Genomic DNA, 15,059 nt, shown 5'->3' with positions numbered 1-15,059 from the left:
GGAAGCTGGAGACCTTGATCCGGTCGCCGCCGACGACGACTACCCCGGAAATATGCAGCGGCTCCGCCAACGCGGCTGCGCGTGCGGACGGAATATGTCCTATGTATTATCAATTAGTTACGCGGGGGAAGTGAAATCATCGCATGTCACGGTGTCAACCGCACGCAACCTTGGGGTAACAAGCCCCGAAGCCTTGGACAGGGAAACGCGTGGAGCGCGGCGCCCCACGCCATTTCAGCGCGCGGTCACGCGCACCGGGCCCGAACGCTCTTCGACGACGCGGCGCACATCGTCGCGCAACCCCAGCCAAAAGGCAACTTCCGCGACGATGAACAGCGGCCCGACTGCAAGCCCCATCACATCATCGACGAACGCCGGTTTGCGCCCCTCATAATAATGGCCGACGAACTGAATGATCCATCCAGCCAGGAACAACCCGAGCCCCCATCCCAGCCACACGGTCGTCGATTCTGCCGCAAGCGCCTGCCCAACAAGCGCGCTGAGCGCGAGCAGCGCAGTCATCACGGCGCCGAAACGCAAGTCGAGCCGCAAATAGAAAAGAGCACCTGCAATCGCGACCAGAACTGCCGGCGATAATGGCCAGTCGAACAGGATCAAAGACGGACGCGACAATAATATCGCGACCGCGACGACGATCATGGGAATCCCGATCACATGGGTAACAATATTGCGCGAATCGCGGTGATAAGCGGCATATTGGGCAAGATGGTCCACGAGCGATTTCATCGATACTCTCCTCATCCTGCCGTTCATATCATCGCCATCGTATCTGAACAGATTGTTTTTCAATCGGCGTCGAGGCGATCATTTCGGCGAGGCGGAAGATTACTTATGCTGTCACACGAAGCAACATTGCACGGGATGCGCGCGGGACACGAATGACTGAAATTCGCGAGCAGCGCATGATCGATCATCGGTTGGGGATGGCTGGATGCCCCCGATCGACATTTCACGATTAGGCGCCGGACAGCGACCGGATATTCCCCGGCCCGGTCGCTGAAGCGGCACTCTCACACACAGTGCCCGATGCGGTTGCCAAAGCCTGTAAACAGACCAAGCTCCTCGATATGCGGCGAGTGCTGCCTGATCATTGGAGTGATTTCCTATTGGAGCCTCCACGACCTCCGGCTGGTCAATATTTGGAAGTCGGCCCATCTGCGATGGCCGCATCTGTGGCCGGACCTGGCCGATTGCGGTCAGGCCGCTTTTGGTTGACGGCGGCTAAAAGCCGTCGCTGTTTGCTTCAGAAAGAGGCAACAGGTCAGTGCCCCCAACGCGGAATGCGTTCCCCTCAAGCATGCGTTCGGGGCTGACCGGCATCAGCTACCTGGCTATTCCCGAGTGCCTCAGGAGGGCGTGCCTTTCGGGACCTCTGGAAGTTGTTCACGCTCCAGTTTCATGGTCCTGGTCTTCGCATCGAGGGCAGCGACCACGTCGGCGGTCAGGTCGTTCGCAAAATTCCCGCCGAGGACAGCCCCGCGATCGAACAGCAGCCCGCATTTATGCTCGGCATAGACTTTTGCGATCAGCGGCTGTGCTTCGTCGGCGACGCGCACCAGCGCCTTGGCGCGGGTCGCCTCGATCTCGCGACTGCCATGCGCCGCCTGACGCTGAAGCTCCTGCCAGCGTGTCGCCAGAGCATCGCGCCGTTGCTGCGTCTTCGCATCCTGAGCCAGCCCTGCGAGCGCCTTGGCTTCGGCTTCGATCGGCACGCGCTGCTGATCCACATCGGCTTGGGCGGCGCGCGTCATTTCCGCAATTTGCGCCGACACGGACTTGCCCACCGCCGCATTGGCGAACACCGCCTCTCGCGACAGCAGGCAGACGCCTGCAATCGCCGGGCCGCCAAACGCCGGCGCAGGAACGGCCTGCTGCGCAGCCACGGGCGCGGACGCGGAGGAGGACAACGCCATCAGGGCGATCATCGCAGCATGCATCATATTTTTCCGGGCCATTTCAAGCATCCTCTGTTTCGGCGATGGCTTCCGCCAGGTCCATATTTTCCTCGGCGCGAGCCAGAAGATTTGCGAAGCGATCGAGCGACAGGAAATGGAAATGGATCAGCGCGAGCCAGCCTTTGCGATGCCACTCGAGCACCAGTTCGTCAGAAAGCGCATCGAACTTCGCCCGATCGACGATCCTGAATCCGCGAAGCAACAATGCCCGCCCCGAATTCAGCCGCGCGTCGGCGTGTTGATCGACGAGCAGATCTTGCGCAAGGAGCGCCTCGACGAAGGCGTCGGTCTGAATATGCGCGCCGTGGAAATCGCGGCAGAAGGTCAGGACATTATTGACGAGCCCGGTCGGTTTTCCGTCCAGAAAAAGCGCCTCGCCTTCGTCATTCGAGGCAAAATGCGGCGCGGCCCTGTCGATCGCAAGGACGAAACTGTCCTGCGACCGGTCGACGAAAACAAACGGATAGCGGCGAGCATAGGCCGGCACATAACAGCCCGGCGCCCAGGTATCGCCGTCGACGAAGCTGTTGCTGCGGTCGAGGCCGAGGATCGCAACGGGAAAGCCGTCACCGGCCGCGAAGACGATCGGATAGTGGCACATCGCGGCGCCGAATTCGATGATCGTCAGCGGGACGGCGTTGCTGCTTTGCGCAAAGCCATAGCCTCCGGGGCGAAGCCGCAGGTCGGCATGCTGCGCAGCCGTGAGCAACTCGGGCTGCCGGTAAAAGAGCGGAAATCGGGTTTCATTATTCTCGGTCATGTCGAAGCTGTCCGTCAGGAAAGGAGAGAGGAGGAGAAGAGAAGCAGACTTGGCAGGCTTGTGTCCGCTATCGGCCGGGAAGGGCGCCCCCTCCCTCCCGGCCCGCCGCCGATCAGTTGCGGTCGACCGGGCAGCGATTGGTTGCGGTTTCGACGCAGTCGTCGGTGCCGAAGCTGACAACCGATCCCGTCAGGATCGTCTGGCGAACCGTGCGCAGCTTTTCGACTTCGGCCGCCATGTCGAAGGCCTTGTCGAGCGCCTCATCCTCCGCCGACTGGGCAAAGTTTTCGAGATTGAGCGGGCCGACCGCGCCTTCCTCGGTCGTCAGGTCGACGTTGGTCTCCCCGCCCACGGTGATGTTGTCGAGCCCGCGGATTTCAACCGCCCCGACGAACAGGTCACGCGACGCCCGGATGCCCGCATCGCCGGCGTTGACGATGCCGTTGAAAGCATAGAGATCGACGTCGCCGCCCTGCTTGCCGTCGACCTGGTCGAGCGTGGCGATACCCGCGCCGTTGGGCAGGCCCGAAAGCTGGACCTTGGTCTGCCCCCATGCGTCGATCGGGAAGGCGACCGGCGGAACCGAAAGCGACGTCTTGCGGCCGCGCCCGGCGTCGATATTGCCGTAAGACGACCAGATCAGGATATCGCCATCGTCGGCGGTCATCGTCCGGCTCTGGTTCACGATATAGTCGCCATAGGTGACCACATTGACCCCGCCGCCGCGCTGGGTGACGATCCCCGCCGCACCCGGATTGGTGTTCGAGATCGCAAGGCTCGCGAGCTGGATCGAACCGCCCGGAGTCAGAAGATCGACGTCCCCACCGCCCTCACCGCGGATCTGGCTGACCATCATCTCGATATTGCCGGTCCAGCGATGTTCGCCTGCGGCCAGCGCCTCGCCCGGCTTGCGCTGCGCGCCCGGGAAGAGGCGGCCGACAGCATCATAACCGCGCGTCGGGTCGCCCTGACGGGCATAGCGGCCGTCGGTTTCGGGCGAGCGGCCCACAGCCTCACGCCCGGCGGTTTTGAGCTCCGCGTTGAGGATGCGAACCGCGAGCGGCTTCTGGAGGACGGGGTCAAGCGCCTTGAAGGCCGCAAGCGCCTTGGCATATTCGGCCGGGTCGATCGCTGCGACCAGCTTGCCGCGCGTGATCGGCCGGCTACCGCTGACCTTGTCGAACGCTTCGACCGGGATCAATTCTTTCCCCGCCAGCTGGCGCATATAGTTGACAAGTTCGATCGCATAGACGGTCGTCCGCGTCTTGCCGTCGGCGAGGACGACGTCGGTCGAGACCGTCAGCCCCGCGCGGTCGCCCTCGACGAAATATTGGCGAAGCCAGACAGGCGCGTCGCCCACATTCTTCGGGTCGAGATAATAGTCGAAGAAGGCCTGATATTCGGGTTCCTGGTCGATCCCGGCCAGTACGCTGATGCTGCCTCCGCTGAGCGGCGCTGCGGTCGGGATGCTGCTATACGCCTCCCGCGCGCGAATGCCCGCCCCTTCGGTGCGTCCCATCCAGATTTCGTCGCCGGCCTGTACCCACAGGCGCCCCGGACCATAAAGCACGGCATCGGGCAGATAGATGGAACCGCCCGCCTCGATCACCGGAACGTCGCTGCCGTCGTGTGTGATGAAGGTGATATCGCCCATGCGGATGTCACCGCCCGCCTTCAGTCGCGTTTCATGCCCGAAGGTGAAGGTGCCGCCATGCATGCCATTGCCCGGCTCATAGTCGTAATTGCCCTCGTTCCAGCCGATCATGTCGCCCTGCGCGGCATAGATGCGGCTGTAGCTGGAGGAGCCGCTATGGACATTCGGGCCATCGATGCCAAAGCCCGGCCCGGCCTGGTTGAACACCCAGTTCCCCGTCAGCGGATCGCGCGTGATGCCCGATTGGAACAGTCCGGCATCGAAGTAGCCGCCGCCCGCGTTGATTGCGCGCGGGACCCAAAGCGGATCGGCATAGCCGATGGTGAAGCCGGCGCCGTCATAGCTGCCCGCAAGGCGGAACTGGACATTTTTCTGGGCAAGGATATCGAGCCGGGTGTCCGGCCACATATCGACCATGACGCGGCTGCCGCCCTTTTCCTTCATCCCGAAGTTGATCGAGCCTGCGGTTGCCACGAACGCCGCCTGACTGGGCAGCACATTCACTCCGCCGTGGGCGCCCGATTGGGTACGATAGTTGATATCGCCGCCCAGCGATGTCACGCGGAGGCTGGTGTCACGGGTATAGCCGAGCCAGCCCGGTTGGGGGCTGCCGCTACCATAGCGTCCTCCCAGCCACATCGGCAGGCGTGTCACGCCGAGCATCGAGGAGACGCCGCGCAGGTTGACGTCGCCGCCCGCCTGCAAGCTGAGCTGCGCATCATCGATGGCGAGTTGCAGATAGGCGGCATTGTCGAATGACAGGCCGATGCCGGTCGTTTGATCGGTGGCGATCACGCTGCCCGCGACGTCGATGGCAGCGCGCCCCTTGCCGACCTGAACAAGGCCGCCCTTCATATTCTGCCCCACGTTCATAACCAGATCACCGCCGCCCGACAGATGGACCGTCTTGGTCGGCATATCCACCGTGCCGCCGGAGACACGCAACCAGGCGGGCAACGCGACGACCAGATTGTCGACATCGCCGCCGCTAGTGATACTGACGTCGCCGCCGCCCAGCGCGCCGATCCCCTGGGTGAAGCGATCCGCGAGAAGCGAAAGCGCCGTCTGCCCGGTCCGATCGGCCTGAAATTGCGCATATTCGGCGTTGAAGAGCGCGTCGGGGTCCTTCCCCGCATATCCGGAACCGAACAGCGAGGTCGCCGGTGTCGCGCCGCTCGCCGCCATCCAGCGGTAATTTTCAAGGATCGTGCCCGCGCCGGTAATTGCGCCGCCAACGTTCACACGGACATCGCCGCCCTTGGTCATATAGGAACGGTGCGCGACGATCCCGGGTGTGTTGTTGCCTTCAAAACCGATATGCGTCTTGTCGGTGAAGTTGGCGAGCGGCGCGTCCTCGATACCAACGGTGTAGATCGCGCCATTCACCATCTCGACCTGCTTCGTGTCGCCGAAGTCGAACGTGCTTTCGTCAGCGATATAGCGCCCGTCGGCAAGGAAAAGAGCGACGTCGCCGGTGCCGCCGACCACAACGCGGACCTCCAGATCGCCGAGGCCGGCGATCGAAACGGGCAGGCGCTGTTGAACCGGCGCGCTCGGGTCGTTCGACTGGTTGGAGGCGACCTCCCAAACAAGGTCGCTGCCGAGATAGGTCTTGCCGGCAATGACGACTTCACCGGGGAAGCTGGTGTCGGCGGTCAGCGTCACGTCGGCGGTCAGCACGGTGTTCGCGGTCAGCACGCTGCCGTCGGGCATTTCGGTTCCCGCGGGCAGTTTCGTCCCCTTGCGCAGCACCGTTCCCGCCGGAAGTTCCGGATAGATGGTACGCTGGGTGCCGTCGCGCGAGGCATAGCGGGTGGGTTTCAGGATCGTGCCGTCGGCGACCGGTGTGCCCGCCGGAACGGTGATCCGGGTCGCGGGATCGGAGTTGTTCCAGCTGCCCTGATATCCGATCAGCGAGGCCTTTTCATAAGTCAGGTCACCGCTGGCCGCGACATTGATGTCGCCCGTGCCGGTGCGCACCAGTCCGCCCACCTCGATCGCGCCGCCGCTGCCGGTCTGCGTCGACAGCACGTTGGTCTGAGCGAAATCGGCGCCTGCGACGAGATTATAGCTCCAACTGTCGTCGTTGGTGAAATCGGACGCCGGGGTAGCGGGCAGCGGCGCCGAACCCGGCGTCCAGCCATAGGGGAGATCGGGCGTGATCGTGTCGGGCGTCGCCCGGCTATCGACGAAACCGTCGGACAGGTTTGCGTTGATCGTCAGATCACCGCCGGCACGCAGGGTCAGCACCCCGCCCTTTCCGTCGAAGCGCGCATTCTTGAAGTTCCAGTTGTGAACGAGGTCCATATCGCCTTCGGAGCGCAGTTCGATACCCGGGACGAGCTGGAACGCCGCATTGCCGGTCTGGCCAAGCCGCGTGCGGATTCCGGTGCCATTGCCATCCATGAAGGCCGTTGCATCGGCGATGACCTGTTGCTGCAGCGCGGTGTCGATCTCGGCCTTGTGGCCGTTCGTCGCATTGCCGTCGGCGTCGCCCAGATCATAGACGCGGAAAGCCTCGAGCTGCGTGTCGCCGCCCGAAACATTGGCCTGCCAGCGCGCGACCGCGACGTCGTTGCCGGTCTGCGCCGCGCGCAGCCGGACCTTGCCGCCCTGCCCGCCGCCCTTGCCAGCCACATTGATCGTGGCGTTGCCCACGTCGATATTGCCGCCGACGGCGACCTGCAGATCGACCGAACCGCCACGCTGGCCAGCGCCCTTGGCGCCGACATCGAGGCGAGCGCCATCGGCGATCGTCAGATCGCCGCCCGAGGCGAGCAGGATCGTCCCGCCCTTTGCGCTGTCGCTGCCTATGATCGCGTCGCCCGCGACCCTGATGTCGCCGTTACCGGTGACGATGCGCAACGCATCGACCCGCGTTGTGCCGTTGAGAAGGACGTCGCCATCGAGAATGGCAAAATCGCGGCTGCGCGAGAAGCCCCAGCCGTTGAGTCGGCCGTTGAGACCCCCGAAATCATCAAGCGTCGACGTGGTCAGCGCAAAGCGGCCGGCGCGATAGCCGCCCGCGACATCGGCCTTCAGCGCACCGCCGAGCACGACGACACCGCGCCCTGCCGACAGCGCGACCGCGCCGGCATCGCCGCCCGCCGAACCGCCCGACACGTTCAGGAGCGAGCCCGCTTCCACCAGCGTATCGCCCTTAACCGATGTCAGCTGGATGCTGCCGCCGGGCAGGAAACCCTGGACTTCGAAGAAGGAGACGTCGGCCCCGCCGACGTCGATCCGGGCGCCCGATGCCAGCCGGACATCGCCCTCGCTCGCGGTCGCCCGCACCGTGCCCGAGCCTGCCCGGATCGCGGCATCGACCAATATGTCGGTCCCGCGGAAATCGAGGAGCGCGCCCGCCGAGGCGAAAGCGGGAAGCGCTGCCGTGCTGCCGTTTCCGCGCAACTCGACCGCTTTCGCTGCGGTGACCACATGCCCCGCGCCGCTCTCGCCCGTAATCTCGGCGGCGCGGACTGTGAGTGCACCGTCGAAACGGCTTTCGCCGAGGCCGGCGAAGATCATCCGCTGTTTGGCATCCATCGTGACGGCGTCGAACGCGAAGTCGATCTTGCCTTCGCCCATCACGATGTTGGTGCCGCCAAGCGCCAGCGTACCGCCGTTGCCAGTGGCATCGATGGCCGCGGCGTCGCTGTTGCGAAGTTCGAGCATACCGGCGGTGATGTTCACCTTGCCCGGGGTTTCGCCGCGAGCGACGAAGGCCGCACCGTCGAGCACTGCGGAACCCTTCAGATTGAGCGCGACATCGCCATAGAAATCGATGCTCGAATAGCTTTTGAGCGTCAGCTTGTCAGCCATGGTGAGCCCCGCCAGCGTCGCGCCCGTAAAGACCAGACCGTCGGTACCCTGCGGCACCGCACCGAGACTGACGAGCCCCGCCGCGGCGGTGATCGCGTTCGCCTTGATGACCGCGCCGTTGCCGACAATCGTATTTTCGGTCGAATCGAGCAGGACCGAATCCGTCGCCTCCAGCACCGCCCCGGCTTCGACGATCATGTCGCCTGCCACGCTCTGCACATTCTGGCGCGAAACGGTGATGTCGCCGAGGTTCGAGACGCGCAGGAAGGCGCCGCCGCGATCTTCCGCCCCAGCAACCAGTTTGCCCTGTTGATCGAACATCGCCGGCATGCTCGGCGCGATCGCGATATTCGCTGCATCGGCACCGTCGCCCTGCGCGCGGACCACTGCACCGCCTTCGACGCGCACGCTCTGGTTCGCGGCGAACAGCAGTTCGGTGCCAGTCAAGGCGTTGGCCGCGTTCGTGCGGATCACGACATTTTCAGCGCCAACGCTCTTTTCCGCCGATCGAACCTCATCGGCAGATTCGCGTATGGTCTGGCCGGTGACGATTTCGAGGCCGCCCTGTCCCTGACGGCGGATGCCGCCGATCAGGAGGCTTTCGGCGATATTCGAAATCTTGTTCGGATCGAGCACCAGATAGCCGGCGAGGTCGCTGACGTCGGTGCCCGGTGCGGCGATAACGATATTGTCCGAGGTAATGTCGACGACCCCGCCGCGCGCACCCTTCACGCCCTTGGCGCCGCCCGCGAGGATGGTGCCGTCGAGTTCAAGCTTGCTGTTGGCGGCGAGCGTCAGGAAGCCGCCATCGACCGGCAGGCGCGGATCGGCGTTATAGGGATTGCCCGACCGCAGCAGCCCTTCGAGGAAGCGCTCGCTGGAGAAGAAGCTGTTGCCATAGGTTTCGAAAAATTCGGACCGTTTGCGAACATCGCTGCCGCTGGTCAGACGCCAGGTCGACAGTGTCTGGTCGGTGATGCCCGTCCCCGCCACGCCGCGGCGCCCGAGCACGAGGAAACTGTCGTCGGCCGCCTTGCGCGCTCCGGTCGTCGCCGGCGAAGCGCCCGCGACCGAGATCAGATAGCCGCCGGGGGTCAGCGCATATTCGGCCGGCAGCAGCGTGTACCAACCCGCCGGATTGCCGTCGAAGGCGGCGAGCCATACCGACGAACCGAGCGGCAGATTGCCCGGCGTACCGCCAGCATCGACGATGTCGCTCGACATGCCCGGATTGTAGAGCGGATCGATCGGCGCGATGATGTCGTTCCCGTAAGCCGGGACGATCGCATAATTGCCCGGCGCGTCGAGGATATTCGTCTGGCCCATTGGCCCCGCCACGAATTCGAGGCCCAGCACGTCGCCGCTGCCCGACACGTCGATCGTCGCGCCTTCCTGCACGTCGATGACGTCGCCGCTCAGCGACACGCGCTTTTCGGGCGGCGTCGACAATTCGGTGGGGCCATTGGCCTCTGCCGACGTCGGGGCATACCAGCTCTGGCCGTCATAGGTGTAGCCGTAGAGGATGGTGCGGCCATCTGCGGCGGTCGAGGTGACGCTGCCCGGAAGCAGCGCGACGCTGCCCGGGACGAAGCTTTCGGCGCCCGTCTCGTCGGTCACCTTATAGCCCGCTGCCGTCAGGCGGATTTCGCCAAACGGCGCGCGCAATGTGCCCGCCTGCTCGATCTTTGGCGCTTCGAGCACCAGCAAACCGCCGGCCGACAGCGGCGCCGCGCGCCGGCCAGCCTGCTCGACGCGAATGCTCTGGCCGGCCTCGAAGCGGAGGACGCCGTCGGTGGTCGGATAGATCTGCGCCGCGCGCAGGACGAGGTCGCCCGTCGTATAGACGCCCGGCGTCGTCGCGCCATCCTCCGGGACCGGCTGTCCGGCCAAGAGCCCGTAGCCGCCGCGCATGTCGCCCTTGGCTGCGATGACGACCTTATCGAACCCGCCGACTTCGAACTTGCCGGCGATCTCCACCGTCTCGCCCGAGATGGTCAGCGTCCCGGCGCCGGCCTCCTTCGGCGTAAAGCCCAAGGCGCCGCCAGCCGTCAGATAGACGTTGCGGCTGCTGAACGACATGTTCTGCGCGCCGTTGAACCCGCCCGCGACCGTCAGCACGCGCTGGCTCGAAATATCGACCGCCTGGTTCGATTCCAGCTTGCCGGCGATCGACAGTGTATCGAAGCGCTTCATGTCGCGCATGATGTTCGCGCCGACCGTAGCGCGCGAGCCGCGGACGAGTTCGGCCGGACGCTGGACGTTGCCGATCGCGGTGAGCAGGAAGGTCATCGCGCGGTCGAACCCGGCCATGTCGGCCGGCTCGTATCCCGCGGGAAATTCGTAGCGGCTGGGAGGTGGAACATTGGGGGCGACGGTCAGGTCGGGATCGAGCACGAGCGCTCCGTCGATGTCCGACGGATCATTCATGACAAGCGGGCTGAGAACCGTACGCACGAATTCGGTGAATTCGGCGACGCTGGTAATCTGGACATCCTCGATGTCGCCGGGCCCGAAGCCGAGCTGGGTTTCAAGCCAGCTGTAGTTGTTCGCGAAAAGGTCGCGCAGGCTGACCGGATTCTCCGGCGTCGGTTGGAGAGAAATGGACCATTGCAGGTTGTCGAGGATCGTTTGCAGACCCGTCTTTCCGGTCGACCAGTCGGTTTGTCCGGGCAGCAGCAAATTGCCATCGCGGCCTCCGCCGATGCTGAGCTTGCCGCCATAATTATACGCACTGCCCGCTTCGCCGCGCAGGTTGCCGAGCAGATAGCCACCATCAGCGACCAGATCGATCGCGCCGGCATCGCTGCCGATCACCTCGTTCACCTTGACCACGGCATAGCGGCCCGGCTGAAGGATCGAGAGCATCCCGTTGCTGCCCGACACGTCGATCGTCGCACCGGCGTCCATGACCACATGGGCGCCGCGCACCGAGACCGCACCGCCATCGACGATCCGCCCGTCGTACCAGAAGCCGCGGCCGTCGGCGCCGCCCGGCACCTTCACCGTCTGCGCGATGCCGGTGGCATCGAGCAGCGAGCCGTTGCCCAGGTGGATCTTCGATGCGGCTGTACCGCCAACCGAGATCGAACCGCCGTGGGCGCGAAGCGTGCCGTCGATCCGGATCTGTGCTGAATCGATCAAAATCTTGCCGAGCGGGTCGACTTCAACCAGTGCGCCCGCCTTGATCGTCACGGCATTGCCCAGCAGCTGCAATGTCCCGCCCTGACGAAGGTGCGGCGGCAGGAGCGCAAGGTCGGTCACATCACGAAGGTCGGTGCCGGTCGCAACATCATAGGCCCGGCCGCGGAATTGCATGTTGCGCGTCTGGAACAACAGGTTGGCGCCCGACGCGATCGTCAGCGTATCGGCGCCAAGCATCAGGCTGCCGACCCCCATGTCGCGGAACAGCGTCTCGTCAATATATTCGGCGTCGCCGGCTGAACCGCCGACAGGCCCGACGACCACGTCGCCCGAGGCGAGCAGCGCCAGCTTGCCGCCGCCGCCAAGCCCGCCGAGGTCGATGTCGGCAAAATCGAGGGTCTGGCCGACGGTCTGACCACCGCCGCCAAGCTCGATCGTGCCGCCCTTGCCTTCGACAAGGCGGAAATCGCCTTCCTTGAAGCGGGTAACATTCCCCTGACCCTGGCCATATTGTCCGGGCGCCACACGCTGATACCAACCGCCGCCGCCCGCATCGAGCGTGATGTCACCGGTCAGCTTCGCGCCAAGCAGGCTGATCGTCCCACCGTTGACATAACCCCGAACCGCATTGGCGGGCGCGTCGACATCGTTGATCCACGGCGCCGCGACCGAGAGCAGGACATCACTGCCGATCGTCATTCCATTGCCCGCGCCAAGCGCAATCTTGCCCGACGGCGTGATGATCGAGACATTGTCGCCAACGCGGCCGACGCCGTTTTCGCTGCTGGTCGAGAAACTGCCGCCAGGAGCGAGACGGATCGAGACCCCCGGGTTGATCGTCTGTGTCTGATGGCCGCTGCCATAGCCAAACACGACATCGCCCATGCCCGAGAAGAAATCATCCTCGACATAAGAAACCCAGCGCGGCTGGCCATTTTCATAGATGCCCTTGGACATCCAGAGCGGCTGGCTTTCGTCATAGCTTTGATCGCCATAGCGGGTACCGACCGCGAACGGATCGAGCAGCATCGGATCGCTCTCGAGGAACGGGCCGTTGGTCTCGGTCTCCGTCCACAGCGTGCCGGTGAACGCCTTTTCGTCCGCGACGATGAAGCTGTAGGTCGATGACCAGGGCCCATATTCGGGCCCGCCGCGGTGGAGGGCCGCCGAACCCGCCTTGGGCATGCCAATTGTGCGAATGAGGTTTGCACCGACGGCACCGGCGGGAACGCGCGGTGCGCGGATCTGGCCCAGTGCCGCCATCAACTGGCGGTCGCCCGCGACGACGTCGCCGCGCAGCTTGCCGAACAGGCGCGAACTGCCCGACAGCAACTCGACCGAGCCCGCATCGGCGCCCTCGACATAGCCCTTCTCGAGCCGCGTCGCCTTGCTCAGCCCGACGTAACGAAGATTGGGGTCGGCATCGGCGATATTGTGAAAGCGGCCGAAACTGTCCTGCAGGCGCGTGACCGTCACTTCGGCATCGGTATATTTGGTACTGCCGCCCGACATGTCGATTACTGCGCCATTTTCGACGATGGCGAATTCGGATGCGCGGATGCGCACGCTTCCGCCCCCGACAGACATTTGTTCGGCGGTACGCTGTTCACCGGCCAGGGCGCCGGTCCAGTCGACGATCGCCGCGCCGGTGCGGCGATCGACATAGACGGTCTCACCGACCAAAATGCCGTCGCGCTGCTTGGGCGATGCCGACACTTCGTTCGACCGGACATCAACCGCGAAGATATTGTCGGCGACGCTGCGCTCGACATCGCGAAGCCCGGACACGTCGATGCGCGCGCCCGATTTCATGACGAAGCTGCCTTTGTCCCCGCGGCCCTCCATCATAGAGCCGTCGGTGGATCCGGGGCTGCTGCCGCCGCGTTCGCCAACACCGCTGGGGCTGGCGTGGATCACGACCTCGCCGCTGCGCGAGATCACGCTGGAATTTTCCTCCAGCACGATATCCTGGCCCGCGATCAGGACGCGCCCCTTGGCGAAGCTGTCGGCGGCAAGCCCTGTGATGCTGGAGCGATCGGGGGTGATGCTGGTGATGCTGTCTTTGCCCAGCGTTACCTTGCCCGCAAAATAGTTGCCGCCGACAGAATAGTCGCTGAGCATGAAGCCGTGGCTGGCCTGCAGCACGATCGTGCCGTTGCGCTGGCGGACGCCGTTGGTGACGCGGATCGCGCCCGATTGATCGACGTTGGCGCCGACCATCGTCACCGCGCCGCGATCGGCCAGGATTTCACCCCTGTTCGCGGCGGTCATGCCGACCTCGCCCGCGCGTTGCAGATAGTCCGCCTCCCACAGCAGCCGCGCTTCGGGGCGGCAGCAAGGGATGCCGGGATAGCTGCCGTAGGAATCGATGATCGGCGTCGCCATCACGTTGACGGCAAGGCCACCGCGCGCCGAGTTGGTGAATCCCTGTCCGGCGCTGAGCTTGACCTGCTCGCCCGCGGCCATCAGCACCTGCCCGTCATGCGCCGTCAGCTTGCCGGCATTGGAAACATTGGGGCCGAACAGCATGATCTTGCCAGGGCTGGCGCTATCGGATGAGCTTGCCGTCAGCGTTGCGCCGCGTTCAACCGTGATGCGCGAATTGGCGATATAATTGGTGTAGTTCTGCTGCGTCGTCGCGAGGCGCGCGCTGTACTGATCGACGAACTGCGTCTTGATCTGCGCAGCGACCTCGTCGCGCAGACTCTGCGGGATCGTTTTCGAGCCGGCGGGAATCCCCTGCCAGCTTACCCCGTTCCAGAACTGGTTGATGTTGGTGAATTTCGAATAATCATATTCGCCCATCTTCGACACATCGATGGTGGCGATGATGCTTTCCAGTACCGCACCCAACCCGACTTTCGCAAAGTCAGGATCGATGAAAAAGACATTCTTGCCCTTCGCAGCGTCGTAATAGACCAGCGTTTCGAGGCCGTAGCCTGTATTATACTGATCGACGCCCTCCATGCCGTTCTTGCGCAAGATCGCGATGCGGATCGCGGCGCGCGCCAGGAAATCCATGATGTTCGTCCGCTCTCCCGCGACCGGCGCCGGAGCCTGTCCGAGCAGACTGTTCGGGTCCAGCCCGACCGGCGGACGCGGCACCATGCCGATATTCTGAGAGGGAAAAAGCGGATTGGCGGTCTCGCCGCGGATGACGCCATTGCCCGAAAGCAGCCCGTTATAGAGCTGGTTCTCGGTGATCGGCAGCGCGGTCGCGAGAATGCTGTGCGCGTTGATCTGCGCCCCGTCCTTGAAGATGATGCCGTTGCTGTTCTGCAACCACACCTGGCCCCGGGCGGTGATCTTGCCGGCGATCTCGCTGGGCTTGCTGTCGAAAATGCGGTTGAGTGCGATCCAGTCGGTGCCCTGCTGCTGGAAGCGTACCTCTTCATTCTTGCCCACGTCGAAGCGCGACCAGTCGAGCAGCGCGCGTTTCTGCTCCTGCTCGATCGTCATGATGAGGCCCGTATTTCCCTGCGCCACCGTCGGCAGCTTTGCGCCCGTCCAGCGGCCGCCCTGCAGGATTTGCGTCCCCGGCAGGGTGCCGGCTTCCTGCGCCGCGGCAGGCTGCGACGCCATGACCAGCAGCGAAGTGATGCTGACCGACGCCGCCAGCGCGGCGCGGCTCAGGGGATTGAAACGCTTGCGGGCAATATGGGCGGTGGTGCGATTAGGGGTCAGCATGACGATTCCTCGGGATCAA

Annotated in this window: 4 protein-coding genes; all 4 read right to left on the bottom strand. The window is 64.3% G+C overall.

Features of this window, described 5'->3' with window-relative positions:
• Nucleotides 1–234: 234 nt before the first annotated feature.
• The 4 genes from AC1RRJ_RS13380 to AC1RRJ_RS13365 all read right to left on the bottom strand — a co-directional run bounded on the left by AC1RRJ_RS13380 (nt 235) and on the right by AC1RRJ_RS13365 (nt 15,040).
• Nucleotides 235–747 (bottom strand): Mpo1 family 2-hydroxy fatty acid dioxygenase, encoded by a 513-nt coding sequence (locus AC1RRJ_RS13380; protein WP_493123476.1) that lies wholly within the window; start codon nt 745–747, stop codon nt 235–237.
• 620 nt (nt 748–1,367) lie between these two features.
• A complete protein-coding gene (locus AC1RRJ_RS13375) occupies nt 1,368–1,976 on the bottom strand; it encodes an OmpH family outer membrane protein (protein ID WP_493123474.1) in 609 nt (202 codons plus the stop codon).
• 1 nt (nt 1,977) lies between these two features.
• Nucleotides 1,978–2,736 carry a SapC family protein gene (locus AC1RRJ_RS13370; RefSeq protein ID WP_493123472.1) on the bottom strand — a complete coding sequence of 253 codons (759 nt, stop codon included), beginning with the start codon at nt 2,734–2,736 and terminating at the stop codon, nt 1,978–1,980.
• Between the two features lie 112 nt (nt 2,737–2,848).
• Nucleotides 2,849–15,040, bottom strand: a complete 12,192-nt coding sequence (locus AC1RRJ_RS13365) for a filamentous hemagglutinin family protein (protein ID WP_493123470.1) — start codon at nt 15,038–15,040, stop codon at nt 2,849–2,851.
• Nucleotides 15,041–15,059: the final 19 nt, after the last annotated feature.

It is taken from the genome of Sphingopyxis sp. GW821-FHT12C06 (assembly GCF_058807415.1).
Note: the sequence above shows the minus strand (reverse complement) of the source record. Positions and strands in the feature narration are given on the sequence as shown.

Excerpts from the sequence above, each read along its gene's own strand:
- AC1RRJ_RS13365 (WP_493123470.1), bottom strand. The coding sequence starts at position 15,040 with ATGCTGACCCCTAATCGCACCACCGCCCATATTGCCCGCAAGCGTTTC.
- AC1RRJ_RS13375 (WP_493123474.1), bottom strand. The coding sequence starts at position 1,976 with ATGGCCCGGAAAAATATGATGCATGCTGCGATGATCGCCCTGATGGCG.
- AC1RRJ_RS13370 (WP_493123472.1), bottom strand. The coding sequence starts at position 2,736 with ATGACCGAGAATAATGAAACCCGATTTCCGCTCTTTTACCGGCAGCCC.
- AC1RRJ_RS13380 (WP_493123476.1), bottom strand. The coding sequence starts at position 747 with ATGAAATCGCTCGTGGACCATCTTGCCCAATATGCCGCTTATCACCGC.